The organism is Blautia sp. AF17-9LB, assembly GCF_003479185.1.
In the GTDB taxonomy this organism is placed as follows: domain Bacteria; phylum Bacillota; class Clostridia; order Lachnospirales; family Lachnospiraceae; genus Fusicatenibacter; species Fusicatenibacter saccharivorans.
Window position 1 is genome coordinate 136,073 of sequence record NZ_QUGU01000003.1, and the last position, 24,942, is coordinate 161,014.

The window sequence follows — 24,942 nt, forward strand, 5'->3', positions numbered from 1 at the left end:
CCTGTTTTTGCAGGGAGAGAAGAATAAATAATGAAAAATAAAGTAATCAGGGGAGTACTGGCGGCAGCCTGCGTGACAACCGCTGTCAGTGCTGCGAACGTATTTGGAGCAGGCACAGAGCAGAGTCTGGTAAATGAGGCTTCTGCTGTTACACAGGAAGAAACAGAAGAAACATCGGAGGCGGAAACCACAGACGAAAATACGCCGGAGATGACAGAAACGGAGACGCCGGATTCGACAGCGGAAAATGCCGCCTCGGATCTTCCGGCGGCAGAAGTACAGAGCGGAAAGTCCGAAGAGACGGCGGTATCCGTGCAGGCTGGAAGCTATTACCCATGGGTGAATGAGAACGGGATCTGGTATTTTAAGGATCCGGATGGTACCATTGTCAAAGGAGCCTGGAGAGAGTACGACAAGAACCGTTACTACCTGAATAATGATGGAAAAATGGCGGTCGGCTGGAAAAAACTTGATGGAGCCTGGTATTATTTCCAAAGCTGGGGCGGTGTTTACCGGGATGCCTTTTACACCGTGAAAAATGTACCGTATTATTCTGATGCGGACGGAAAAATGGCGACCGGCTGGAAACTGATCGATGATGTGTATTATTATTTTGATGATCAGGGCGCGATGTACCGGAATCGTTTTTTTGAGTATGACAAGAATACGTATTATGTTGATGCGGATGGAAAAATGGCATCCGGGTTCGAACAGATTGACGGGATCTGGTATTACTTCCGAAGCTGGGGCGGCATGGCACAAAACACCTTTCTGACGCATAAAAATAATATTTATCATGTTGATACGGATGGAAAGATGACGACCGGCTGGCTGTAGCAGGATGGAACCTGGTATTATTTCCGAAGCTGGGGCGGCATGTACCGCAGCACCTTTTTCAAAGCACCGACAGGAAGTGCACTTTACTATGCCGATGAGAACGGAAAGATGGCTGTCGGAAAAAAACAGATCGACGGTGACTGGTACTATTTCAAGGACTGGGGCGGCATGTATCAGAATGCATTCATCAAAAACGGAACGAGTGTATGCCATGCGGCTGCAGATGGAAAACTGACCGTCGGCTGGCTGCAGCAGGGCAGTACATATTACTATTTTGATGAAAACGGAGAGCAGTATTTTGACCGCTTTTTTGAATATGACAACAATACATATCGTGTGAATGCAGATGGAAAGATGGCAACCGGCTGGCAGAAAATCAATGGTACGTATTATTATTTCCGGGGCTGGGGCGGCATGTACCGTGGTACCTTTTTCCAGCTTGGCGGTGAAACGTATTATGCCGATGCGGATGGAAAGATGGTGACGGGCTGGCTTTCGAAAGAGAACCAGTGGTATTACTTCCGGGAAAATGGTGCGATGTACCGCAATACCTTCTTTACGCATTTAAACAACAGTTACTATGCCGATGCCAACGGCGTGATGGTGACGGGAGAGCGGACTATCAACGGCGCTTCCTATTACTTTAAAGACTGGGGAGGCATGGCAAAGAACCAGTGGCTCAATGCACAGAAACGGATGGTAAGCGGTGATCCGCAGACGGGCTGGTATTACTTTGGAAGCGACGGAAAGATGGTAAAATCGTATTACGCTCTGCTGAAAAAGAACAGCAGCAACTGGTACTACAGCTTTGACGAAAACGGAGTGTGCATTCTCAGCTCGAGCCAGTATGTGCGTGCAAAGGACAGCGTAAGCGGAAAATATTATACGATGGAGCATCAGTATTACACGGATCCGTCTGTGAGCGACCGTGATTTCTTTGCGGCTATCTGCAGTGCGGAGGCGGGTGTCCAGAGAAAAACCGGTATGACGGCAGTTGCGATGGTCATCCGGAACCGGATGGCGGCACAGAATATTTCGCTCCGCACAGCGATTTATAAACAGCAGCAGTTTGAACCGGCGCGGAACGGAAGTCTGACAAACTATCTGACGGGAATTGCGGAGCAGAGCAGTTCGATTATCAATCAGCTGAAAAATAATGGAGCCTACGGTGCAGTGGATGAATCCCGGTCGATCATGGATGCATATCTGAAGAACGGCACAAAACGTGTGATCCCGGGCTTTGGCGATACGAGAGATGATTTTGATTATCTATATTTCATGACTCCGAAAGCATTTGAAAATCTGAATATGGATAAAGAAAAATGTGTGACATATACATACACCTATAAATGGACAACTTCCAGCGGAACAGCGCGGGAAGATTCCCATATTTTCTTTGTGAACTGGGTGAAAAAACAGAGCTGATCGGACGTCATATCGAAAGAAGGGGCGAACAAAAGATGACATTACAGGAAACAATCGAACAGATCCATCCGCTTTCGAAAGAGGCGATGGATCGTGCCAAGGCTCACTGGGACGGCATTGCAAAGCCGCTCCACAGCCTCGGAAAGCTGGAGGACGTGCTCATCCAGATTGCCGGAATCACCGGAAAAGAGGAGATTTCGATTGAAAAAAGAGCACTTCTGACGTTCTGTGCGGACAATGGCGTTGTGGAAGAAAACGTGACGCAGAGCGGTCAGGAAGTGACAGCGACAGTTGCGGAAAATTTTCTGCAGGAGAAGGCGACAGCAGCCATTCTCTGCCGCGGTGCGCATGCGGATCTGTTTCCGATTGATATCGGAATGGCGCGCGATACGAAGGTTCCGCGGTATAAAGTTGCGTATGGAACAAAAAATATGGCAAAAGGTCCGGCGATGACAAGGGAAGAGGCCGTTCGTGCGCTTGAAACAGGAATCGCCGTGGCGGAAGAAAAAATTGCGGCGGGCTATCAGCTGATGGCAACCGGTGAGATGGGCATTGGAAATACGACGACGAGCAGTGCAATGGCAGCCGTTTTCCTGAATCAGCCGGTTCCGGAACTGACGGGACGGGGCGCCGGGCTTTCGAGTGAAGGTCTTGCGCGGAAAATTGCAGCGATTGAAAAAGCAATTGCCATCAATCAGCCGGATCCGTCCGATCCCATCGATGTGCTGGCAAAGGTCGGCGGTTTTGACATTGCCGGCATGGCGGGTGTCTTTCTTGCAGGGGCTGCACATGGCGTTCCGGTTGTGATGGACGGCTTTATTTCCTGTGTGGCAGCGCTTCTTGCTGCACGGATTGCACCGTTTGCAAAGGACTATATGATCGCTTCGCACGTATCGAAGGAGCCGGCGGCGCATCTGCTGCTTGCAGAGCTTGGAAAAGAAGCCTTTCTGCACTGCGATATGTGTCTGGGCGAGGGAACGGGCGCCATCATGCTTTTCCCGATTCTGGATCAGGCAAATGCCGTATACCGCGGCATGGCGACATTTGACGAGGCACAGATCGAAACGTATGTGCCGCTGACTTAAAAAAGGCAGGTGAAACGATGATACATCTGGTTACAGGCGGCAGCGGCAGCGGAAAATCGGCGTATGCGGAGCAGTGTATTCTGGATTTTGGCGGAACACGGAGGGTTTATATCGCAACGATGCAGCCATTCGGTGCGGAAGGGCAGGCGCGTATTGCACGCCACCGGAAGATGCGCGCGGCAAAGAAGTTTTCGACGATTGAGTGTTATACGAATTTAAAAGAAGTGGAGCTGGAACCGGGAAGCGATGTGCTGCTCGAATGTATGTCGAATCTCACGGCAAATGAAATATTTGATCCATCCGGGGCGGGAAAAGCGCGGGCGGAGGAGGAAATTCTTGCGGGCGTTTCCCGTCTGGCCCATCAGGCGCGGAATCTGGTTCTGGTGACGAATGAAATTTTTTCGGACGGATACCGATATGAGGAGGAGACGATGGAATACCAGCGGATCCTGGGAAACATTAATGTACGTCTGGCAGAGATGGCGGACTGTGTGACCGAGGTTGTGTATGGGATTCCCGTCAGAATAAAAAAAGAATAAGATGAAAACGATATGGAATAACTTTAAAGTGGCGTTTGCCATGTACTCGAAAATCCCGATGCCGCCGGCAGACTGGGAAAAAGAGAACATGAAATATGCGTTGTGTTTCTTTCCGTGGGTCGGACTGGCTGTCGGTGCAGTTTCGGCGGTGCTTTTCTGGCTGCTGCAGCAGATTGGCGCGGGAAGCATGCTGCGGGCTGCAGTGCTGACGGCAGTTCCGGTTCTGGTGACGGGCGGCATTCACCTCGACGGCTATCTGGATACGATGGATGCGTTAAGTTCCTGGAGAGAAAAACAGCGCCGACTGGAAATCTTAAAAGACCCGCACGCCGGAGCATTTGCGATTATTATGGGATGTCTGTATTTTGTACTGTACGCGGGCGCAGCCGGAGAACTTGTCTGGAAGATTTTTCCGGCGTATGCATTTGGCTTCGCAGTTTCGAGATCGTTCAGCGGTCTTTCGATCGCGTTTTTTCCAAATGCCAATCCGAAAGGAACAGCGGCAGCGTTTGGCATGAGCGCAGAGAAAAAAAGAACGGCGGCGGTGCTTGTTGTGACGATTTTTGCCGTGACGGTGCTCTCAGCTTCATTCTGCGTCTGGGCGGCACTGGATGTACTGGTTGTATCGGCACTGGTATTCTGTTATTATAAATGGAAAAGCAGTAAGTATTTTGGAGGAATTACAGGAGATCTCGCAGGCTATTTCCTTTCGCTCTGTGAGCTGGCACAGCTCCTGTCTCTTGTGGTACTTTCTCTTGGAATGGAGAACTGGAAATGAAATTAGTAATTGGAGGGGCTTTTCAGGGAAAGCTTGACTTTGCAAAAAAGATGACCGGAAAAGAAACAGGATGGGCCGATGGGGCAGCAGTTTCGAAAGAGGAGCTGTCGGCATGTTCCGGCGTATATGATTTTCAGGAACTGGTCCGCAGATGGCTCCTTCTGGAAGAGGAGACCGGGACTGCACCGGAAGCGGAACTGGAAGAACTGCTGCAGAAAAATCCGGAAATCTGCATTGTTACGAATGAACTCGGTTACGGAGTGGTTCCGATCGAACCCTTCGACCGGAAATGGCGGGAAAAGACGGGGCGCATCTGTACGGAGCTGGCAGCAAAGGCTGATTCGGTAACCCGTGTGGTGTGCGGAATCGGAATCCTGCTGAAAGGTGAGGAAAAACATGATTAAAATTGCAATGATCCGCCATGGAAAAACCTATGGCAATACATTAGGACGGTATATCGGCGTGACGGATGAACCACTGTGTGAGGAAGGGAAAAAAGAGCTGGAACAGCGGACGATGGATACTGTTGAGCTTCTGTTCGTCAGCCCGCTGAAACGGTGTCTGGAAACGGCAGACATTCTGTATCCGTACGCCAAACAGGTCAAAATCCCGGAATTTGCAGAGTGCAATTTTGGTGAGTTTGAGAACAAAAATTATCAGGAATTAAAAGATAATCCGAAATACCAGGAGTGGATTGATTCCATGGCGACGCTTGCCTTTCCGGGCGGTGAGAGCCCGCAGCAGTTCAAGGACCGCTGCATCGCCGGCTTTGACAAGATGGTGGATACGTGTATCCGCCGCCATTACCGCAACGTGGCGATGGTGGTACACGGAGGCACGATCATGAGTATCCTTGAGCAGTACGGCGTGCCACAGAAGAGTTACTATGACTGGCGAGTAGAAAACGGCTGTGGATATCATCTGTATCTCTCGGAGCAGAACTGGAAAATGGGCCGTAGAGAAGCTGTGGTGGAATCGGAGATAAGGCGGTAAACAAAAATGGTGACAGCAGAATGCCATGCCCATATTTTTATGGACGGTGTGGATTACAAAAAGGCGGCGGCAGCGCATGAAAACGGCCCGCGGGAGGATCTGATCCGGGAACATCTGGCGGCGTATCAGAAGGCAGGGATTTCCTATGTGCGTGACGGCGGGGATCCGTACGGGGCGGGTGTTCTTGCACGGAGCCTTGCGCCGGAGTACGGGATCACATACCGCACACCGGTTTTTGCGATTCACAGGGCGGGCCGTTATGGAAAAATTGTCGGACGCGCATTTTCAGACTGGAAAGAGTATTGTGCGCTTGTGCGTGAAGTACGCCGTGCGGGCGGAGATTTTATCAAGATCATGACGACGGGAATCCTGGATTTCGCGACAAAGGGGCATGTGACCAGTGAGCCGCTTTCCAGGGAGGAGGTTTTTGCAATGACGGCTGCGGCACATGATGCGGGGCTTTCTGTGATGGCGCATGTGAACGGCGCACAGGCTGTGATGGATGCGGCAGAGGCAGGCGTGGACTCGGTTGAACACGGGAACTTTCAGAATGAAGAGAGCATCTGCTGTATGGCAGAGCATGCAACAATCTGGGTGCCGACAATTGTGACGGTTTCGAATCTTCTGGAGAACGGCAGATATCCGGCTGAAACGCTGGCGTGGATTTTTGAGACGCAGAAAAAAGGTCTGCAGCTCGCATTTGAAAAGGACGTTGTGCTTGCGGCGGGAAGTGATGCCGGCGCATACGGCGTACTTCACGGAAAAGGAATCCGGGAAGAAGAGAGTGTAATGCGAAAAATCCTTGGGGCAGAAAATGGGCAGGAGCTGGAAAAGCGGCTTGCGTTTGGAGAAAAAAAGATCCGGGAAAAGTTCTGAAAATTTTCTGCGTTTCAGGCTTTAGAAAAAATTTAGAATTAAACGGGCAGACAATGCTTGCGCTTTCGCCCGGACTATGGTAAGTTTAAATCACTTTTACAAGAACTTTAGAGAAAATGAAACAGGGATATTCTGAGACAGAGGGTAAATGCTATCCTCTGTTTTTTGCGTGCAAAAATGACAGTCTGGATATCCGCATCGACGGAAGGGAGCAAATGAAAGCAAAAGGAAAACTGGGGCTGCAGGGCTTTCTTTCCTTCCTTTTTCTGGCGGCGGGATGGTATCTGATGCAGTATTTCTGCGCCTATGTCGTACTGTCCGGTTCCATGGAACCGGAGATCCCGACGGGATCTGTTGTGGTTGTGGATGGACGGAAGAAGGAATGGAATCCGGGGGATGTGATTACCTACCGGAGAGGAAATATGGTGGTGACACACCGGATCGTGGAAAAGAGCGAGGAAGGATACTGTACTAAGGGGGATGCCAACGCGGAGGAAGATGCAGGCATCGTTTTGGAAAAACAGGTGATCGGGAATGTGATCGTAGCTCTTCCCTGGCTTGGCTTTGGTATCGTCTGGCTCCGGCAGAGAGGAACACTCTTTTTTCTGGCCGTGGGAGCGGTGATGCTTTTTACAATCCGGCAGCTTTGGCACGGTAGAAAAATCATGCAGGAAAACAAGTTATAAAAAGAATTAGCAAAATTATTTAGGAAAACAGGAGGAATTGATCTATGAAAAAACAGCGGAAAATCGTATTCTGGGCAGCATCACTGCTTCTGACAGGAGCCCTGGCAGCGGGCGGAACACTGGCGTATCTGACGGATAAGGATTCTGTGACGAACCAGTTTGTTGTGGGAAAAGTAGATATCGAAGGAAATGAACCATCGTACGCACCGGATCCGGACGGAAAGACCAATCATATTGTGCCGACCCAGGTGATTCCGAAGGACCCGCGTATCAAAAATAAAGGTAAAAATGATTCTTACGTCTATATGGATGTTTCCATACCAATCGCAAAAGTGATCGTTGCAGATACATCCGGAAACCGTTTAAACGGCGGAGCAGCCGGCGATACGGAACTGTTTTCGATGAATCAGCTTTCGAAAAAATGGGTGCTGATGTACAAGAAAAAACAGAACAATTCGATGGTATATACATATCTCTACAATGAAGTGCTTGCAGCTGGCAAAACGACGGATCCTTTATTTACGAGCGTGACAGCAGCTAATATCGTGGAAGGGCAGCTGGATGAAAAAGAGGTCGATATTCCGATCAATTATTATGCAATCCAGGCGCTGAATACCGGTGAGGGAAGTACGGCTGCCGAGCGGGCAGCAAAGGCCTGGAAGAAGTATGTAAATCAGAATAATGGGCAGAAGGGGCAGGTAACGGCACCGCAGTCGGAGCCGGAACAGACAGAAGCACCTGGAATTTAAGCAGTTTTCTGGGGGACAAAAGATGAAGAAAAAGACGAAACGGCTGTTTTTCCTTGCGGGTGCGGCCGGGTGTACGATGGCGGCAGCCATTTGGCTGCTGCCGGGAACTTCGGCGTATTTTACAGATCACGAGAGTGTCTGGAATCGTATGGTGTTCGGACATAATACAAGTACTATCGATGAAGAATTTCCGACACCGACGCCCGTACCGCCAGGGAAAAGTGTGGTAAAGAGAGTAAAAATCAGAAATGAAGGTTCCGTTGCCTGCTATATTCGTGCGGCACTTATATTCAGTGAACCAATTGAAGCGATTGAGGGACTTGATACGGAAAACTGGGTAAAAGGAGAAGATGACTACTATTATTACAAAAAACCGGTTTCAGAAGGCGAAAGCACGACGGAATTGTTTACCGGAATCCGCGTTGCAAAAGAAATGGAACAGAAAGAACTTGAGGTTTCGGTCTATGAGGAATCGGTGCAGATCCAGAAGGGGAATATGGTATTTCACGGCTATCGGGAGGCATGGGATGCTTATGAGAGAGGTGGTCAGACATGAAAGGAAAACGCGTCAGGATCGGATGTGCGGCGGCGAGTCTTCTGATGGGAATCAGCGGAACGTATGCATATTACCGGAGCAGTGTTGAGACCATTAACAAAATAGCTGTCGGAGATGTAAATATTGGAATCTGGGAATATGAGGAAGACGGGGATGGAGAAAAGAAGTATGAGGGACCGGAAAACGGCATTGTACTGCCTTCCCAGGTGATTTCAAAAATTCCGCGGATCACCAATTATGCCGAACCATGCTATGTCCGCGTAAAGCCTGTGTTTGATGCGGAAGAAACGCAGGATTACCGTCTGGGGGAAGAGGATCTTGGGGGAATCGAGGACGTCTGGCTGAAAGCAGGAGAGTATTATTATTATCCCAAAGTGCTGGGAAAGCAGGAATCTGTCGATTTTTTCCGTACAATCACCATTCCATCTGCGTGGACCAGTGAGGCGGAGGGACAGGTGCTGTCCGTTGAAATCCAGGCGGAGGCCGTACAGGCAGCGAATGTGACGCCGGATTTTACGGCAGAAGCTCCGTGGGGAGAAGAACTGGAAATTGAACAGTGTGTCCACGAGGCGGATAATACCGTTTCGGAGGTTTCGCAGCAGAGCTTCCTCACCGTTTCGTACGAAGGAGCAGCGCGGAATCTGATCTTGGCACCCGACAATTTCTTTCGGAACTTTCCAGTGCTGATGCCGGGAGATGAATGGGAAGATACGTTCACACTGGTGAACACGACAGCAAGCCGTGCAGAATTTTTTCTGCGGACGGAACTTCCGGAAGAACTCAGTGAAACAGAAAAAGAACTGCTTTCCAAGGTGAAACTGGAAATACGAGAGGGAAACAGCGTGATTTATGAAGGTGATTTAGAGAGTGAGGGACTATGGGCAGCAAAAAGTCTTGGAATATGCAGTCCAGATGAACGGAAAGAAATCTGTTTTTCAATCCGTGTGCCGTCAGAACTTGGAAATGAATGGGCACTTCGGAAAAGCGGGGTAAAATGGATTTTTTCTGTCGAAGGAGAAGATCTGCCGCAGGAAGAAGGCCCCTCTATCTGGCACAGCGCGCCAAAAACAGGTCTGCGCGATCCGTTAGCAGCGGTCCCCATTGGAATTGCCGTGACAGGAGCCTTCCTGTTTCTTGCCGCGGGCCGGTCTGAAAGGAGGGAAGAATGAAAAGAGCAAAGAAAAGCTTCTGGTTTCTCGCAGGAATTCTGCTGTTGTTGGGATTTTGTTTTCGGGAAGATGTTCTGGCTTCGAGTCTTACGAGTCTTCCTTCTCTTTCGAAAGCCGGAATCGGAGAAGTTGTATCATCGGACTCTGTTATTGACGGCCGATATGATTTTACCCCGCTGATCGGAAGTGAGACAAAAATCCGTTTTGGAAGTACAGATGGAAGTACCTGGGACAATCTGTTCTGCAAAAACGGAGAGAGCCATTCGAAATGCTGTTCCACATGGTGGCCGGCGGCCGATGTGAAGGGATGGAGTAATCTCCGTTCCTTCACGCCGCTGGAGTCGAAAAAAGGAAAAATGTATGCGGAATATACGAATGTTGGAGAGTGCCACGGGGAAAATGTAACGATGCGGATCTGGCTGGAAGACTGGCAGAACACGGTTGTACCATCAGGGTATGAGGACGTGGATGCGGTAGTCGTGGCGATTGACCACAATAAGCCGGTCATTGATATTAAAGGTCTGCTCTGGATCAAGGTACGGTTTGCTTATTACGACAGTAAAGGAAATCCGCTGAATGTGAAAGGGTATTTTACACTTTCAGATCTGGACTTTAAGCAGGGCTTTTATCTGGCTGATGAGACAGAACATATCTATCTGACGAAGGAGGCAGATGCCAGAATCGTCTACGATGCCAGAACAGAAGCGATCTGGTCGGCAAGACGCGGCTCTGAGCCGGACGGTGGAACAACTCCGGAAAATTCGGAAGGCTGGGTTACAGTTACCTTTGAAGGAAATTCCCAGACGATGATTTTCTATGATGGAGGCACTAACGACGCGGTAACTGGTCCTGGCGGCGGAGTAAAAGCACCGAAAAAATGGCCGGATAATTTTGTAAACGATACTTCCAGTACGTACAACAACTGGCATGGAGCATCCCGGGAAACGGGAATAACTGTTGTGCCGTGGAATACTTCGGAATTTGGTTACACAGCGAACGTTCCCTGTCATCTGTCGAAAGTAGGAGATCTTGTAGTGAAAAAAATGGATGCAGAGACAAAAGAAGCTATTTCGGGTGCAGAATTTACCGTGTACCGCTGGAAAAACAACACCTGGAGTGAATTCAAAAAGATGAACTGGGTGAAAAAAACGGGTTCTTATCTGCTGGAGGGAATTCTGGATACAGACAGTGAAAATGGAAAATTCCGTGTTGTGGAGACAAAGAATCCAGCTGGTTATGCAGGAAGCTGGGAGCAGGAATTTTCCATTGACAAGGAAGGCATGCAGACGATCCATCTGGAGGCAGAAAACACAAGAAAAACAGGCTCACTGAAGATAAAAAAGACGGAAGAAAACTCAGGGAAAGCACTTTCTGGTGCAACATATCAGGTGATTGCGAGCGGAGCAATTACAACGGTAAACGGAACAGTGCTGTTTCCGGATCAGGCGGTAGCAGCTGTGCTGAAAACGGATGAAAATGGAGAGGCGTTCAAAGACGGGCTGGAGTACGGAACGTATCTTGTGCGGGAAACGGCGGCTCCAAATGGATATGTGCTGGATCCGACGGAAAAGAAAATAACGATCGGGGAACAAAACGCACAGATCACACTGACGTTTACAAACTGGAAGAACCGTTTTATTCTGCAGAAAGTAAGTCAGGGAGACGGAAAAGTGCTTCAGGGAGCAGCCTTTCATATCTGGACGAAAGATGGAAGTTTTGATGAGACAAAAAAGACGGATGCAAATGGAAAAATTGAGCTGACGGGACTTTTGGACGGTGTCTGGTACTATCAGGAGACAGCATCTCCGGAGGGCTATCTGCTGGACAGCACATGCCGGGAATTTGTGGTAGAAAACGGAAAAATTGACGGTAAATCGGAACTGTCGGTGACGGTCGAAAATGATGGAACACATCTGACAATTGAAAAAATAGATGCAGAGAGCGGAAAACGAATTTCCGGCGCAAAGCTGGTATTAAAAGATATGGATGGAAACCGTGTGGACAGCTGGATTTCAGGAGGAAGCGGCCCGCATGAACTGGAAAAATTAAAGCCGGGTTCTTATGTCATTGTGGAGGAGGCCGCGCCGGATGGATACCTTGCGGCAGAACCGGTTTCGTTTGTGCTGGAGGCAAAACAGGAAGTGCAGACCGTGACGATGAAGGATCTTGCATGTGAAACCTTGACGATTACAAAGAAGATTAAGGCGGATGAGATTACATGGGCGCATGGAAATCCAACGTTTCTGTTTTCCGTGAAGGGAAAGGATCTGTATGGAAAAGAACATACATACCAATGCTATCTTACGTTTACAAAAACACAGGTGGAGAAAACGACAGATCAGGACGGCTACACGGAACAGTCGGTACAGATCCGGGGAATTCCGGCAGGAAACGATTACCGGGTACAGGAGAAGAAGGTGCTGCGGTATTCGCTTATGCAGGTGACAGGTACGAAGAATGTTACCGTGAAAAAACTAGAAGAGCCGGCATATGGAAAAGATCCTGCGCGCGTCTTTTCGGTATCGGTAAATCTTTGCGGACATCCCAAAGAAAGTGAGGTTGTATTTGAAAATCAGAAATACCGCTGGGATGATTATGGACACAACAGTATTGTAAAAAACCGGATTCCGGTTGAATAACAAAATGGAAAAAACATTCCACCATCGGTTCGGGTGGTGGAATGAAAACAAAATGGAGAGAGAAAAAATCGGCAGAAAAAGAAGAGGGATTGCAGTTCTGACATTGGCGGCGCTTTTTTTCTGGTATCTGCCGCAGATTCAGGTAAGCCGGCAGATTCGAAAAGAACAGGAAGAAGCGGTGGAGATGTATGTCAGAGAAGAAAAAGAAGAGAACAAAGAGGAAAACGAAAAAAGCGAAGAAGTGCAGGAGCAGGAACCGGGCAGTACAGACAAAAATCTGTTTCGGACAATTGATTTTGCAGGACTTCGATCAAAAAATAGAGAAATCTGCGCGTGGCTCTGGATTCCGGGCTGCGCCTTAGATGTTCCGGTTGCGCACGGGCAGGATAACGCATATTATCTGACACACGATGCGTTTTGCAGGGAGCGGATTTACGGCAGTATTTTTGCACCGTGTGATACACCGGAGGATTTTTCTGAACGTCACACGATTTTATATGGGCATAATATGCGGGATGGAACGATGTTCGGAGGATTGAAAAAGTATCGTGAAGCGTCGTGGAAACAGGAATTTCCGTATCTGTACCTGTATTTGCCGGGTGAAGCATGGCAGTGCCGTATTTGGAGTGTGGAGGAGACGGATGCCAAAAGTGATGTTTACCGGCTGGGAGCATGGAGCGATGCGGACTGGAATGCATGGGTACAGGAAAGAAAAGAAAACAGCATTATCTTTGGCAGCGGTGAGGAAAAGGAAGTTCAAAAGATACTTACCCTTTCCACCTGCATTGGTGACGGCAGCAGTTCACAGAGACTGGCTGTACATGCGGCGGTGGAGATGATTTTTGCAACAAAATCTGGAAGGGAAGAGGGTTCTGTGCTAGAATAAGACAGAATCAAAAGACTTATGATACAGAGCAGGAAAAAGGATGGCGATAAGACATGAAAGAACTGTATACGGCAGCAGGAATTTTTGTGGTTCTGATACTGCTGGGAGTTTGGATGGTACAGAATAACAGAAATGAACAGGAAAAGAAGCTGGTACAACTGCGGAAGAAATGGGGAAAAAAGCAGGAGAAACGGACGGCACGGGAAAAGAAAGAAAAACTGGAAGCGTGTCTGAGACGAAAAGCAGGGGAAAACTTCTGCGTGGACGCGATTACCTGGAATGACCTGGATCTCGATGCGGTTTTTGACACAGTCGACCACACAGTGTCGGTGTGCGGGGAAGAATATCTGTACACGGCGCTTCGGATGCCGGTCACAACAACAGAAATCAGGGAAGAGCGGGAACGGCTGATGAAGCTTTTTGCAGAGAACCAAAAAGCCAGAGAAGCAGTGCAGAAAGCACTTCTTTTGATGGGAAAAGAAAAGATGAATCCGCCGACAGAAGAAATAGCCGTACTGATGGAGGCGGAGCCGGGAGAGAAGGGGAAATATCTTCTGATGGCCGGTATTGCTGTGCTTGGAATTGGACTGCTGTTTGTACTGCCTCCGCTGGGTGTGTCTGTTCTGTTTGCTTCTATGGTCGGCAACGGACTGATGCATGGAAGGGAGAGCAAAAAGCTGGAGAGTGCATTAAAAGCGTTTGGCTGTATCCTGCGGCTGCAGCGGACAGCCAGGGAACTTGGAAAAGAAAAAATTTCCGGACTGGAAATGTATCAGAAGCGTCTGGAAGAACAGGAAAAACAACTCCGTCCGATTACAAGAAAATGCAGAACACTTGTGAATACGAAAGAATCGCAGGGCGGTGCAGCAAACATGATTTTTGCATACTTTCGCACGTTCTTTCTGCTGGATCTGATCGAGTATTCTTCGGTTGTTTCCGGAGTGAAATCGTATGAAAAAGCGATTCTGCAGATGGCAGAGGATCTTGGACTCCTGGACTTTGCACTGTCTGCAGCATCGTACCGGGAGAGCCTTTCGTATTACTGCCGGCCGGAATTCCTGGATGAGAAAAAGGCGGGCTGTCGGATCGATGTGGAGGAGCTTTATCATCCGCTTCTGACACATCCGGTGGCAAACAGTCTGTATGCGGAGGGCGGAATTCTGCTGACCGGCTCGAATGCGTCGGGAAAATCCACATTTATGAAAAACATGGCAGTGAATGCGATTCTGGCACAGGCACTGAACACGAGTCTTTCGAAGCGGTACCGCGGTGTTGTGTGCCGGATCATGACATCCATGGCACTCCGCGATAATCTGGCACAGGGAGAGAGTTACTTTGTTGTGGAAGTAAAATCTTTAAAACGGATTCTGGAGGCAAGCCGTGAAAAAACACCGCTTCTGTGCGTCATTGATGAGGTGCTGCGGGGAACAAACACGACGGAGCGGATTGCAGCGTCAGAGAGTGTGCTTGCTGCCCTGCGCCGTGCAAATGTGCTCTGTCTTGCAGCAACACATGATACTGAACTGACGTATCTGCTGGAAGATCTCTACACCAATTATCATTTTGAAGAGCAGATTACCGCGCAGAGTATTTCCTTCCCGTATCGCCTGGAACAGGGGCCGGCAAGAGGAAAGAATGCGATTGCGCTGCTTGGAAATATGGGAATTGATGAAAAAATTGTGAAACAGGCAGAAAGAAGAGCTGCGGAGTTTGAAACAACAGGAAGCTGGGAAAAGAATAAGTTTCTGAGATAGAAAAACAGCCGGGAAAAATTGATCTTTTTTGAAAAAATATGCGAAAATGGTTCAGCATTTTTTCATTGTGTGTTATGATAAAATAGATCGCGTGATCCGGCAGAAAAACCGCCGGATCTGTTAAGGAGAAAAACATGAGCAGGACAGGCTTGGAAGATGCATATATTATGCGCGGCAGCAAGAAACTCCGCATGGGATATACGACGGGTTCCTGCGCTGCAGCGGCAGCGCGGGGAGCGGCGTTTATGCTGCTTTCCGGGAAAGAAATACAGGAAGTGAAAATCCATACGCCAAAGGGCATTGTTCTGAATCTGGAATTGCTGGATATCCGGAGAAGTGCCGAAAAAGTAAGCTGTGCCGTCCGAAAAGACGGCGGGGATGATCCGGATGTGACAGATAAAGCATTGATTTACGCGGAAGTGACGTTTGGAACAGAAGAGGGAATTGTAATCGATGGAGGATTCGGCGTCGGGCGTGTGACAAAGCCGGGGCTGGATCAGCCGGTCGGAAACGCGGCGATCAACCATGTACCGCGCCAGATGATCCGCGAGAATGTGGAGGAGATTCAGAAAAAACTCGATGATTTCCGCGCACTGCAGGTTATCATCTCCGTACCGGAAGGGGAAGAACTGGCAAAGCATACATTCAATCCGAGACTTGGCATCACCGGCGGCATTTCAATCCTTGGAACGAGCGGGATTGTAGTGCCGATGAGCGAGGAGGCGCTGATTTCCACGATCCGCGTCGAGATGGAAATGCGGAAAGCACAGGGTGACCGCGTCCTTCTGGTGACACCGGGAAATTACGGACAGGATTTCTTAAAAACGTATCCGTGGGTCCGTGCAGACCATTCCGTTAAGTGCAGTAATTACGTCGGAAAAACACTGGAATTTGCAGCTGAGCTCGGCTTTGACGCCATCCTTTTTGTGGCCCATCTTGGAAAATTTGTCAAGGTGTCCGGCGGAATTATGAATACCCATTCCCACGAGGCAGACTGCCGTGCGGAACTTCTTACGGCGCAGGCGGTGCGTGCAGGGGCGGATCTTGCACTGGCAAAAAAACTGCTGGAGACTGGAACGACGGAAGAAGCGGTGCAGATTTTAAAGGAAGCAGGATGCCTGAAAGAGACCATGGAAAAAGTGACAGAAAAAATTGCTTTTTACATGAATTACCATATTGAGGGCAGAGTGCAGACGGAGGCGATTGTTTTTTCAAGCAATGAGGGCCTGCTCGGGGAAACCCCGGGAGCGGGAGAACTTCTGGAGCGCCTGCGGGAGCAGGAAGAAAAAGAAAACAGAAAAGAGTAAAAACAAAATGACAGGAATTTTATTTGGAACAGGAATCGGACCGGGAGACCCGGAGCTTATGACGTTAAAGGCCGTCCGTCTGATCCGGGAAAATGATACGATTGCAGTACCAGGAGAGAAACCGGAAGAGAGCATTGCCTACCAGATTGCTGTTCAGGCAGTGCCGGAACTGGCAGAAAAAGAGCTTGTTGCTATTCCAATGCCGATGACAAAGAATGCCAAAGAACTGAAGGAAAATCACCGGCGCGGTGCAGAAAAAATAGAGGAGCTGCTGGATGCAGGAAAAAACGTAGTATTTCTGACACTCGGAGATCCAACCGTGTATTCTACCTACCTTTATGTACACAGACGGGTACTGGAAGACGGTTACGATGCGAGAATTGTAAGCGGTGTTACATCGTTCTGCGCGGCAGCAGCATCTCTTTCCGAGGGACTGGTGGAAAATTCCGAAGAACTGCATGTGATTCCGGCGTCTTATCAGATTGAAGATGCACTGGAACTTTCAGGAACAAAGGTTCTGATGAAAGCGGGTAAAAAGATGCCGGCTGTGAAACAGTTCCTGAAGGAAAAGAACTGCCGGGCGGTGATGGTAGAAAACTGCGGCATGGATACGGAACAGAAGTATTTCAGCGCGGAAGAAATCCCGGACCAGGCAAGTTACTATTCACTGATTATTGTAAAAGAAAAGAGGAAAAAATAGATGGTACATTTTATTGGAGCGGGCCCTGGAGCCCCGGATCTGATTACGGTAAGAGGACAGAAGCTGCTTGGTGAGGCGGACATTATCATTTATGCAGGTTCTCTTGTCAATCCGGCACTGCTGGATCTGAAAAAAGAGGGCTGTGTGGTATATAACAGTGCAACCATGACGCTGGAGCAGGTGATTGATGTTATGAAAGAGGCCGAAAGCAAAGGCCAGACTGTGGCAAGACTCCACACGGGAGATCCGTGCCTGTACGGTGCAATCCGCGAACAGATTGATGCGCTCGATGCCCTTGGAATCGCTCACGATGACTGTCCGGGTGTCAGCTCTTTCTGCGGAGCGGCTGCTGCCCTTGAAATGGAATATACGCTGCCGGATATCTCCCAGAGTGTTGTCATCACCAGAATGGCCGGAAGAACACCGGTTCCGGAGCGGGAGAGCATTGCGTCTTTTGCGGCACATCAGGCAACGATGGTTGTATTCTTAAGCACGGGACTCTTAGAGGAACTTTCCCGTGAGCTGATTGCAGGCGGCTATACGGCAGATACTCCGGCAGCGATCGTTTACAAAGCAACCTGGCCGGAGGAGAAGACGTTCGTCTGCACCGTTGGAACACTTGCCGAGACGGCGAAAAAGAACCAGATCACCAAGACAGCGCTGATGATCATCGGAAATGCCGTTTCCCAGGGAAATTACCGCAGAAGTGATCTGTACAATCCGGCGTTTACCACCGAATTCCGAGAGGCAGAAAAATAAGATGAAAATAGCCATAGCAAGTTTTACAAGAAACGGATGCGCCTGGAATCAAAAACTCTGTGCGGCACTGAAAAAACACAGCTGTGAAGGATATGCACTGGAAAAGTACGGGAAAGAAGCGGGAATTCCTGCGATTGCACCGTCGCTTCCTGCATGGACAGAGCGCATGTTTCAGAAAATGGATGCGATTTTGTTTATCGGGGCGTGCGGGATTGCGGTGCGCAGTATTGCACCGTACGTGAAAAGTAAAAAGACAGATCCGGCGGTTCTGTGTATGGATGAACAGGGAAAGTTTGTGATTTCATTACTTTCCGGCCATATCGGCGGAGCAAACGAGCTGACGGAAGAAGTTGCAGCTGTAACGGGTGCGGTTCCGGTCATTACAACGGCAACGGATGTCAATCACAAGTTTGCGGTCGATGTCTTTGCTGTAAAAAATCATTGTGAAATTTGTGAGATGGAGCTGGCAAAAGAGGCAGCGGCGCTTCTGGTGGACGGAAAAACGGTTGGATTCTGCAGCCGTTTTCCGGTGGAGGGAACAAAACCGGAGGAACTGATCCCGGAAGAGGCGGCAAAACCGTCGATGGGAATCTGCATTACCACATCGGAAGAGGATTCGCCATATGAGAGAACACTTCACCTGATCCCGAAGGTGATCACCGTCGGCATCGGCTGTAAGAAGAATACACCGGCCGGCCGGATTGAAGAAAAGGTTCTTGCGGCACTTGCGGCGGCCGGGATTTCTCCAAAAGCAGTTCGACAGGCGGCAAGTATTGATCTGAAAGCGCAGGAGCCGGGAATTCTGCAGCTGGTGGAAAAGTATGGCTGGCAGTACCGGACCTTTTCTGCAGAAGAACTGGAAACGGCGGAGGGGGAATTTACGCCGTCTCCGTTTGTGAGGAAGATTACAGGAATTGACAATGTCTGTGAGCGCAGCGCAGTTCTCGCCGGCGGCAGACTGATAAAGAAAAAAAAGGCAGCGGACGGTGTAACAGTTGCACTGGCTGCGGCGGACTGGAGGGCAGTATTTTGAGTACAATTTTTGTCGTGGGCATCGGCCCCGGAGCATATGAAAAAATGACGATCGAGGCGGCGGATGCGCTGCGGAACTGCGATGTGATCATCGGCTATACCGTCTATGTGGATCTGGTAAAAGAACATTTTGAAGGAAAAGAATTTCTGACGACGCCGATGCGGAAAGAGGTGGAGCGCTGCCGTCTAGCATTTGAAACTGCGGCAGAGGGAAAACAGGTTGCTATGATCTGCAGCGGAGATGCCGGCGTTTACGGTATGGCAGGTCTGATGTATGAGCTTTCGGAAGAATGGCCTGATATTGAAATTAAGGTAATTCCAGGCGTGACCGCCGCAACGGGAGGCGCTGCCGTTCTTGGTGCACCGTTGATCCACGATTTCGCCCTGATCAGCCTGAGCGATCTTCTGACACCGTGGGAGAAAATTGAAAAACGTCTTCTGCTGGCATCGGAAGCGGATTTTGTCATCTGTCTTTATAACCCGGGAAGCCATAAGAGAGCGGATTATCTGGAAAAAGCGTGTGATCTGATGCTTCGTTACAAAGCGCCGGAAACCGTCTGCGGAATCGTAAGCCAAATCGGAAGAGACGGGGAGACGAGCCGGACCATGACGCTTGCAGAACTTCGCAATACAAAAGTGGATATGTTTACGACGGTATTTATCGGAAACAGTCAGACAAAGGAAATCCGGGATCACATGGTAACGCCGAGGGGATATCGCTATGAATAAAGTAATCGTCTTTGCCGGAACGACGGAAGGCCGGGAAATCTGCAGTTTTCTGAAGAAATATGAGATTGCATCCCTTGCCTGTACGGCGACAGAATACGGCAAGTGCCGGATCGAGGAGGGCGGTGCCCTGACGGTTCGAAGCGGAAGACTGACAGAAGAAGAGATGGAACAGCTTTTTGGCGAAGAACAGCCGGAAATGGTTATCGATGCAACCCATCCGTATGCCGATCTTGTGTCGGAAAATATCCGGTCTGCATGTGAAAAAGCAGGAAAAACGTATCTTCGGCTGCTGCGGCCGTCGCTTGCGGCAGATCCATCCTGCGTCATGGTCGATACGACAGAAGAAGCGGTATCGTATCTGGCGGGCACAGAGGGAAAGATTCTGGTGACAACAGGAAGCAAGGAACTCGCAAAATTTGCAGAGCTTCCGGATTATAAAAACCGTGTGTATGCCCGGGTGCTGCCGTTGCCAGGCGTAATTGCATCCTGCGCGGAACTTGGATTTGATGCCGCACATACCATAGGCATGCAGGGACCGTTTTCTATGGACATGAACGTTGCAATGCTGCAGTCGTTCCATGCCGAATGGATGGTAACGAAGGAATCCGGAAGAAACGGCGGCTTTGAAGAAAAAATTGAGGCAGCAAAAAAGGCCGGTGTCCGTGTCGTTCTGATCGGCCGTCCGAAAGAGGAAGAAGGACTCTCGGAGGACGAGGTCAAGCGGTATCTCGTTGAAAAATTTGATCTGTCCGTGAAACGGGACGTCGTGATCGCCGGAATCGGACCTGGTGCAGAAGCACAGATGACGCTGGCGCTCGTAGACGCGTGTGAGCAGGCGGATGTGCTGATCGGTGCGGGACGCATGACAAAAGCAGTAGAAAAATATCAGAAGCCAATGCTTGCAGAATACAGCCCGGAAAAGATTTACGAGTATCTGAAGGCGCACCCGGAATATGAAAAGATTGTTCTTCTGCAGTCGGGTGATGTCGGCTTTTACAGCGGAGCAAAGAAACTTCAGGCCGTCCTTGCGGAAGATGCGGATTTTTCTGTCCGTGTAGAGCCGGGAATTTCTTCGCTGGTTTATTTCTGTGCCAAAATCGGAGTGTCCTGGGAGGATGCAGCATTTGTGAGCCTGCACGGACAGCACTGCAACTTTCTGGAGACGGTCCGCCGAAACCGGAAAACTCTGGCGATCGCCGGCGGAAAGGGCAGTGTCAGGGAAATCTGCCAGACGTTAAGTTCGTACGGCTGGGAGCAGATTGTGCTGCATGTGGGAACGGATCTGTCGTATCCGGAAGAACAGATTGTGACAGGAACCCCATTCGAACTTGCTAAAATGGAGTTTGCCCCGCTTGCGGTTCTTCTGTTTGAAAACCCGAATCCGGAACCGGAGTTTACAGCCGGCATGGCAGATGAAGTATTTCTGCGTGACAAAGTACCGATGACCAAGCGGGAAGTGCGCAATGCGTCTCTTTCTCATCTGCAGCTTTCTTTGAATTCTGTTGTCTATGATATTGGATCGGGCACAGGTTCTGTTTCGATTGAGATGGCGCTTCGTGCAGCACAGGGAAAGGTATATGCGATAGAAAAAAATCCGGCAGCCGTTGCACTTCTGCAGGAAAATAAAAAGAAATTTGCAGTGGATCATCTGGAAATTATTGAGGGAACTGCACCGGAAGCACTCGAAGCACTTCCGGTTCCGACGCATGCATTTATCGGCGGGTCTGCCGGAAACTTAAAAGAGATTCTGGAACTGCTCCTGCGGAAGAATCCGAACATCCGCGTGGTATTAAATACAGTAACCGTGGAAACATTAGCGGAGGCAGCATCGTGTTTCAAAAAACTTGCGTTTGAAGAGCCGGAAATCGTCTGCCTGCAGGCTTCCAATGCGAAAAAGGCCGGAAGAAGCCATCTGATGATTGCCCAGAATCCGGTTTATATCTTTACAGCCCAGGGAGGTGCCAAAGAATGAAAGCACCAAGAATCATGCTGGCAGCAGGAAGGAGCGGAAGCGGGAAAACGATGATCACCTGCGGACTGCTCCGTGCACTGCAGCAGATGGGAAAGCAGCCCGCAGCGTTTAAATGCGGCCCGGATTATATCGATCCGATGTTTCACGAACAGGTAATCGGCGCCCCGTCGTGTAATCTGGATCCATTTTTCACAGAGGAAGAAACAACACAGTATCTGTTCTGCAAACATGCAGCGGGTCATGACATTTCCGTATTGGAAGGCGTTATGGGGTATTACGACGGTCTTGGCGGAATTTCTACCAAAGGCAGCGCCTACGATCTCGCCGGTATGACAAAAACGCCGGTTCTTCTGGTTGTCGATGCCAAAGGCATGAGCGTTTCAGCGCTTGCCTTTATCAAGGGATACCTGCAGTACAAAGAGGACAGCCGGATCGCCGGTGTAATCTTTAACCGGATGTCAGAGATGCTGTACCGGGAGATCGCGCCGATGGCGGAAAAAGAACTTGGCATTTCCTGTGCCGGCTTTGTGCCGGAACTGAAGGAATGCCACTTAGAAAGCCGCCACCTCGGCCTTGTGATGCCGGATGAGGTGGAAAATCTGCAGGAGCAGGTCAATCTGCTTGCAGAAACACTGCAGAAGACACTGGATTTTGAAAAAATTCTTGCGATTGCAGAAGGGGCAGAAGAGCTCTCGGGAAAAATGCCGGAAGTCCTGCGTAAGGTGACAGAAAGCGAAGCAGCCGCCAAGGTGCGTGCTGCGAAGCCGATTCTTGCCGTTGCAAAGGATGAAGCATTCTGTTTCTTTTATCGGGATAATCTGGAGCTTCTCGCGTCACTTGGAGCCAAAATCGAATATTTTTCGCCGCTTTCCGATGCGGAGCCGCCAAAGAATACAGACGGATTTCTGTTCTGCGGCGGCTACCCGGAGCTGCACGCAGAAGAGCTTTCGGAAAACCAGACCATGAGAACGAAGATCCGCGATAACATCCGTCAGGGAATGCCGGTTCTTGCAGAATGCGGCGGTTATATGTACCTGTCAGAATCCATGGAGGATATGGATGGAAATGTGTATCCTATGGTACAGGCTGTTCCGGGAAATGTTTACCGGACAAAAAAGCTGGGAAGATTCGGCTATATCACCCTCACGCCAAACACGAAGGATACCTTTCGGAACGGCGGAAATCCGGTGCGCGGCCATGAGTTCCATTACTTTGACAGCACAGACTGCGGAAGTGCATGGCATGCGGCAAAACCGCTGCGGAAGCGGAACTGGGAATGCATTCATGCGACAAAACGGATGATGGCGGGATTCCCGCATCTTTACTATATGGCAAGTCCGCACCTCGCACTGGAATTTCTGGAGCAGTGTGTCTCTTACCGGAAAGAACAGGAGAAAACAAGATGAAAACAGCATTAGCAGCCCTGATTGTGGGCTATGGATTGGACCTGCTGCTTGGAGATCCCTCCTTTTTGTACCATCCGATCCGTGTGATCGGAAATCTCATTGCCCTGCTGGAAAAATGGCTGCGGAAGGTATTTCCGAAAACGCCAAATGGAGAGCTTGCCGGAGGAGTTTTTCTCGTGATCCTCGTCTGTCTGGCGGGATACGGTGTTCCGGCACTGTTGCTCTTTGCGGCATTTAAAATTCATCCGGTCATCGGCTTCCTTTTGGAGGTTCTCTGGTGCTGGCAGATTCCGGCAACGAAATGCCTGAAGGATGAGAGCATGAAGGTCTATCAGAAATTAAAAGAAAACGATCTTCCGGGGGCGCGCTATGCGGTTTCCATGATCGTAGGACGTGATACGGAAAATCTTTCGGAAACAGGAGTGACGAAAGCTGCCGTGGAAACGATCGCGGAGAATACGTCGGACGGTGTCATTGCACCGCTCCTCTTTCTTGCCCTCGGCGGACCGGCATTGGGCTTTCTGTATAAGTCCATCAATACCATGGATTCCATGGTGGGATACAAAAATGACAAATATCTGTATTTTGGACGGTGTGCGGCAAAGCTGGACGATGTCGTCAATTACATACCGGCGAGAATCAGCGCATGGCTGATGATTCTTGCGTCTGCATGCGAGCGCATGAACTGGAAAAATGCAGAAAAAATTTACAAACGCGACCGTTACTGCCACGCCAGCCCAAATTCTGCGCAGACAGAAGCAGTTATGGCAGGGGCGCTGGAAGTACAGCTTGCCGGAGATGCCGTGTATTTCGGCAAAGTCGTAAAGAAACCAACGATCGGCGATGACATCCGCCCGGTCGAGGCGGAAGATATCAAAAGAGCAAATCATCTGATGTATCTGACCTCGTTCCTCGGACTGGTGTTCTTTGCGGGAATCCGCGCGCTCTTTTTATTTCTGTAAAAAGAGAAGATAGAAACACAACGGAAAAGAGAAAGGAAGGCATATGGTATGAGACAAAATCCACATGGAGGAGACATTTACACGAAAAAATGCAGAGTCGATTTTTCTGTGAATGTCAATCCTCTTGGAGTTCCGGAAAGTGTGAAAGAGGCGGTGAGAAAGAGCGCGGAATCGGTGGAACAGTATCCTGACGCACTGTGCCGGGACCTGACCCGGGCACTGTCGGAAAAGGAGCAGCTTCCAGAAGAAAATATCCTGTTTGCAAACGGCGCCGCGGAGCTTATTTTTGCCCTGACACAGGCTCTCCGCCCGAAAAAAGCGCTGATTGCAGCGCCGGGATTTGCAGAGTATGAAGCAGCACTTTCAGCGGCAGGGTGTTTTATCCGTATGTATCCGCTGCAAAAGGAAAAAGGCTTTCTTTTACAGGACGATTTCTGCGATGATCTGACCGACGATCTGGATCTTGTTTTTTTATGTAATCCAAATAATCCAACCGGCCTTACGATTCCGCAGGAGCTTCTTTTAAAGATCCTGGATAACTGCCGGGAGCGTAACATCTATCTGGTGCTGGATGAGTGTTTCATAGAATTTCTGCCGGAGCCGGAAAAAGTGACGATGCAGGGAAAACTGGACGAATATCCGAATCTGCTGATTCTGCGTGCGTTCACAAAGATTTACGCAATGCCTGGCCTGCGTCTTGGCTATCTGCTCTGCAGCGACGAGGATCTGCTGGATCGGATCAGCCGCAGCATGCAGTCGTGGAATGTTTCGATTCCGGCGCAGATGGCAGGCCTTGCCGCCCTGAACGAGGATGCTTATGTCAAAGAAGCACGGGAACTGATCGGAAAAGAACGCGCCTGGATGAAAGCAGAACTGGAAAAAGCAGGTCTTACCGTATGGGATTCCTGTGCAAATTATCTGTTCTTTGAGGGACCGAAGGGACTTGCCGCACGGCTGGAAAAAGGCGGCATTCTGATCCGCGACTGTTCCAACTACCCGGGCCTTGCCGACGGATATTACCGTGCAGCCGTACGCACACATGAAGAAAACCAGATTCTGACAGAAGCCGTTTCACAGATTCTGCAGTGGTTTTAGGAGGAAAA

General features: G+C 49.6%; 24 protein-coding genes. All 24 read left to right on the forward strand.

Annotated features, from left to right (window positions below; translation table 11 throughout):
* The first annotated feature begins 30 nt into the window (after nt 1-30).
* The 24 genes from DWX00_RS04835 to cobD all read left to right on the forward strand — a co-directional run bounded on the left by DWX00_RS04835 (nt 31) and on the right by cobD (nt 24,934).
* A complete protein-coding gene (locus DWX00_RS04835) occupies nt 31-837 on the forward strand; it encodes a hypothetical protein (RefSeq protein WP_118594734.1) in 807 nt (268 codons plus the stop codon).
* A gap of 39 nt (nt 838-876) precedes the next feature.
* Nucleotides 877-2,262 (forward strand): cell wall hydrolase, encoded by a 1,386-nt coding sequence (locus DWX00_RS04840; protein ID WP_118594735.1) that lies wholly within the window; start codon nt 877-879, stop codon nt 2,260-2,262.
* A gap of 35 nt (nt 2,263-2,297) precedes the next feature.
* Nucleotides 2,298-3,347, forward strand: a complete 1,050-nt coding sequence (gene cobT, locus DWX00_RS04845) for a nicotinate-nucleotide--dimethylbenzimidazole phosphoribosyltransferase (RefSeq protein WP_022462290.1) — start codon at nt 2,298-2,300, stop codon at nt 3,345-3,347.
* A 17-nt stretch (nt 3,348-3,364) separates the two neighbouring features.
* The gene (locus DWX00_RS04850; protein ID WP_022462291.1) at nt 3,365-3,886 is read left to right on the forward strand and encodes a bifunctional adenosylcobinamide kinase/adenosylcobinamide-phosphate guanylyltransferase; all 522 of its coding nucleotides are present in this window, start codon (nt 3,365-3,367) and stop codon (nt 3,884-3,886) included.
* Between the two features lies 1 nt (nt 3,887).
* Complete coding sequence (locus tag DWX00_RS04855; protein WP_118594736.1) at nt 3,888-4,664, forward strand: adenosylcobinamide-GDP ribazoletransferase; 777 nt, start codon at nt 3,888-3,890, stop codon at nt 4,662-4,664.
* Nucleotides 4,661-5,068, forward strand: coding sequence for a bifunctional adenosylcobinamide kinase/adenosylcobinamide-phosphate guanylyltransferase (locus tag DWX00_RS04860; RefSeq protein WP_022462293.1), 408 nt, complete (start codon nt 4,661-4,663; stop codon nt 5,066-5,068). The genes DWX00_RS04855 and DWX00_RS04860 overlap by 4 nt, the downstream gene beginning before the upstream one ends.
* Entirely contained in the window at nt 5,061-5,657 is a 597-nt protein-coding gene (locus DWX00_RS04865; RefSeq protein ID WP_022462294.1) for a histidine phosphatase family protein, read from the forward strand. The genes DWX00_RS04860 and DWX00_RS04865 overlap by 8 nt, the downstream gene beginning before the upstream one ends.
* 6 nt (nt 5,658-5,663) lie before the next feature.
* Nucleotides 5,664-6,533: an amidohydrolase family protein gene (locus DWX00_RS04870; RefSeq protein WP_022462295.1), complete on the forward strand. Its 870-nt coding sequence runs from the start codon at nt 5,664-5,666 to the stop codon at nt 6,531-6,533.
* A 116-nt stretch (nt 6,534-6,649) separates the two neighbouring features.
* Nucleotides 6,650-7,219 (forward strand): signal peptidase I, encoded by a 570-nt coding sequence (locus DWX00_RS04875; RefSeq protein ID WP_022462296.1) that lies wholly within the window; start codon nt 6,650-6,652, stop codon nt 7,217-7,219.
* 44 nt (nt 7,220-7,263) lie between these two features.
* Nucleotides 7,264-7,968 carry a SipW-dependent-type signal peptide-containing protein gene (locus tag DWX00_RS04880; protein WP_118594737.1) on the forward strand — a complete coding sequence of 235 codons (705 nt, stop codon included), beginning with the start codon at nt 7,264-7,266 and terminating at the stop codon, nt 7,966-7,968.
* Between the two features lie 22 nt (nt 7,969-7,990).
* Nucleotides 7,991-8,524: a hypothetical protein gene (locus DWX00_RS04885; protein ID WP_022462298.1), complete on the forward strand. Its 534-nt coding sequence runs from the start codon at nt 7,991-7,993 to the stop codon at nt 8,522-8,524.
* The gene (locus DWX00_RS04890; protein ID WP_118594738.1) at nt 8,521-9,693 is read left to right on the forward strand and encodes a hypothetical protein; all 1,173 of its coding nucleotides are present in this window, start codon (nt 8,521-8,523) and stop codon (nt 9,691-9,693) included. Before DWX00_RS04885 ends, DWX00_RS04890 begins: the two co-directional genes overlap by 4 nt.
* Nucleotides 9,690-12,332, forward strand: a complete 2,643-nt coding sequence (locus DWX00_RS04895; RefSeq protein ID WP_118594739.1) for a SpaA isopeptide-forming pilin-related protein — start codon at nt 9,690-9,692, stop codon at nt 12,330-12,332. Before DWX00_RS04890 ends, DWX00_RS04895 begins: the two co-directional genes overlap by 4 nt.
* 52 nt (nt 12,333-12,384) lie before the next feature.
* Nucleotides 12,385-13,218, forward strand: a complete 834-nt coding sequence (locus tag DWX00_RS04900; protein WP_158578754.1) for a class B sortase — start codon at nt 12,385-12,387, stop codon at nt 13,216-13,218.
* A 53-nt stretch (nt 13,219-13,271) separates the two neighbouring features.
* Complete coding sequence (locus tag DWX00_RS04905) at nt 13,272-14,972, forward strand: MutS-related protein (protein WP_117812893.1); 1,701 nt, start codon at nt 13,272-13,274, stop codon at nt 14,970-14,972.
* Between the two features lie 134 nt (nt 14,973-15,106).
* Nucleotides 15,107-16,279 (forward strand): cobalt-precorrin-5B (C(1))-methyltransferase CbiD, encoded by a 1,173-nt coding sequence (gene cbiD, locus DWX00_RS04910; protein ID WP_055226415.1) that lies wholly within the window; start codon nt 15,107-15,109, stop codon nt 16,277-16,279.
* A 7-nt stretch (nt 16,280-16,286) separates the two neighbouring features.
* Nucleotides 16,287-16,979 (forward strand): precorrin-2 C(20)-methyltransferase, encoded by a 693-nt coding sequence (gene cobI / locus DWX00_RS04915; RefSeq protein WP_117812894.1) that lies wholly within the window; start codon nt 16,287-16,289, stop codon nt 16,977-16,979.
* The gene (gene cobM, locus DWX00_RS04920; RefSeq protein WP_022462305.1) at nt 16,980-17,738 is read left to right on the forward strand and encodes a precorrin-4 C(11)-methyltransferase; all 759 of its coding nucleotides are present in this window, start codon (nt 16,980-16,982) and stop codon (nt 17,736-17,738) included. It begins immediately after the preceding gene.
* A 1-nt stretch (nt 17,739) separates the two neighbouring features.
* Nucleotides 17,740-18,771 carry a cobalt-precorrin 5A hydrolase gene (locus tag DWX00_RS04925; RefSeq protein ID WP_118594741.1) on the forward strand — a complete coding sequence of 344 codons (1,032 nt, stop codon included), beginning with the start codon at nt 17,740-17,742 and terminating at the stop codon, nt 18,769-18,771.
* The gene (gene cobJ, locus DWX00_RS04930; RefSeq protein WP_118594742.1) at nt 18,768-19,499 is read left to right on the forward strand and encodes a precorrin-3B C(17)-methyltransferase; all 732 of its coding nucleotides are present in this window, start codon (nt 18,768-18,770) and stop codon (nt 19,497-19,499) included. Before DWX00_RS04925 ends, cobJ begins: the two co-directional genes overlap by 4 nt.
* Nucleotides 19,492-21,471 (forward strand): precorrin-6A reductase, encoded by a 1,980-nt coding sequence (cobK, locus tag DWX00_RS04935; protein ID WP_117760336.1) that lies wholly within the window; start codon nt 19,492-19,494, stop codon nt 21,469-21,471. Before cobJ ends, cobK begins: the two co-directional genes overlap by 8 nt.
* Entirely contained in the window at nt 21,468-22,877 is a 1,410-nt protein-coding gene (locus tag DWX00_RS04940) for a cobyrinate a,c-diamide synthase (RefSeq protein ID WP_118594743.1), read from the forward strand. Before cobK ends, DWX00_RS04940 begins: the two co-directional genes overlap by 4 nt.
* Nucleotides 22,874-23,839, forward strand: coding sequence for an adenosylcobinamide-phosphate synthase CbiB (gene cbiB / locus DWX00_RS04945; RefSeq protein WP_118594744.1), 966 nt, complete (start codon nt 22,874-22,876; stop codon nt 23,837-23,839). Before DWX00_RS04940 ends, cbiB begins: the two co-directional genes overlap by 4 nt.
* Before the next feature lie 48 nt (nt 23,840-23,887).
* On the forward strand, nt 23,888-24,934 hold the full coding sequence (gene cobD, locus DWX00_RS04950; protein WP_118594745.1) for a threonine-phosphate decarboxylase CobD: 1,047 nt from the start codon (nt 23,888-23,890) through the stop codon (nt 24,932-24,934).
* Nucleotides 24,935-24,942: the final 8 nt, after the last annotated feature.

Bases quoted from the DNA above. Each gene is read 5' to 3' on its own strand.
- DWX00_RS04865 (WP_022462294.1), top strand. From the start codon at position 5,061: ATGATTAAAATTGCAATGATCCGCCATGGAAAAACCTATGGCAATACA.
- cobT (WP_022462290.1), top strand. From the start codon at position 2,298: ATGACATTACAGGAAACAATCGAACAGATCCATCCGCTTTCGAAAGAG.
- DWX00_RS04885 (WP_022462298.1), top strand. From the start codon at position 7,991: ATGAAGAAAAAGACGAAACGGCTGTTTTTCCTTGCGGGTGCGGCCGGG.
- DWX00_RS04940 (WP_118594743.1), top strand. From the start codon at position 21,468: ATGAAAGCACCAAGAATCATGCTGGCAGCAGGAAGGAGCGGAAGCGGG.
- DWX00_RS04860 (WP_022462293.1), top strand. From the start codon at position 4,661: ATGAAATTAGTAATTGGAGGGGCTTTTCAGGGAAAGCTTGACTTTGCA.
- cbiD (WP_055226415.1), top strand. From the start codon at position 15,107: ATGAGCAGGACAGGCTTGGAAGATGCATATATTATGCGCGGCAGCAAG.
- DWX00_RS04880 (WP_118594737.1), top strand. From the start codon at position 7,264: ATGAAAAAACAGCGGAAAATCGTATTCTGGGCAGCATCACTGCTTCTG.
- cobK (WP_117760336.1), top strand. From the start codon at position 19,492: ATGAATAAAGTAATCGTCTTTGCCGGAACGACGGAAGGCCGGGAAATC.
- cobD (WP_118594745.1), top strand. From the start codon at position 23,888: ATGAGACAAAATCCACATGGAGGAGACATTTACACGAAAAAATGCAGA.
- DWX00_RS04890 (WP_118594738.1), top strand. From the start codon at position 8,521: ATGAAAGGAAAACGCGTCAGGATCGGATGTGCGGCGGCGAGTCTTCTG.
- DWX00_RS04925 (WP_118594741.1), top strand. From the start codon at position 17,740: ATGAAAATAGCCATAGCAAGTTTTACAAGAAACGGATGCGCCTGGAAT.
- DWX00_RS04850 (WP_022462291.1), top strand. From the start codon at position 3,365: ATGATACATCTGGTTACAGGCGGCAGCGGCAGCGGAAAATCGGCGTAT.
- cobI (WP_117812894.1), top strand. From the start codon at position 16,287: ATGACAGGAATTTTATTTGGAACAGGAATCGGACCGGGAGACCCGGAG.
- DWX00_RS04870 (WP_022462295.1), top strand. From the start codon at position 5,664: ATGGTGACAGCAGAATGCCATGCCCATATTTTTATGGACGGTGTGGAT.
- DWX00_RS04895 (WP_118594739.1), top strand. From the start codon at position 9,690: ATGAAAAGAGCAAAGAAAAGCTTCTGGTTTCTCGCAGGAATTCTGCTG.
- DWX00_RS04855 (WP_118594736.1), top strand. From the start codon at position 3,888: ATGAAAACGATATGGAATAACTTTAAAGTGGCGTTTGCCATGTACTCG.
- DWX00_RS04840 (WP_118594735.1), top strand. From the start codon at position 877: ATGTACCGCAGCACCTTTTTCAAAGCACCGACAGGAAGTGCACTTTAC.
- DWX00_RS04835 (WP_118594734.1), top strand. From the start codon at position 31: ATGAAAAATAAAGTAATCAGGGGAGTACTGGCGGCAGCCTGCGTGACA.
- DWX00_RS04875 (WP_022462296.1), top strand. From the start codon at position 6,650: ATGAAACAGGGATATTCTGAGACAGAGGGTAAATGCTATCCTCTGTTT.
- DWX00_RS04900 (WP_158578754.1), top strand. From the start codon at position 12,385: ATGGAGAGAGAAAAAATCGGCAGAAAAAGAAGAGGGATTGCAGTTCTG.
- cobM (WP_022462305.1), top strand. From the start codon at position 16,980: ATGGTACATTTTATTGGAGCGGGCCCTGGAGCCCCGGATCTGATTACG.
- cbiB (WP_118594744.1), top strand. From the start codon at position 22,874: ATGAAAACAGCATTAGCAGCCCTGATTGTGGGCTATGGATTGGACCTG.
- DWX00_RS04905 (WP_117812893.1), top strand. From the start codon at position 13,272: ATGAAAGAACTGTATACGGCAGCAGGAATTTTTGTGGTTCTGATACTG.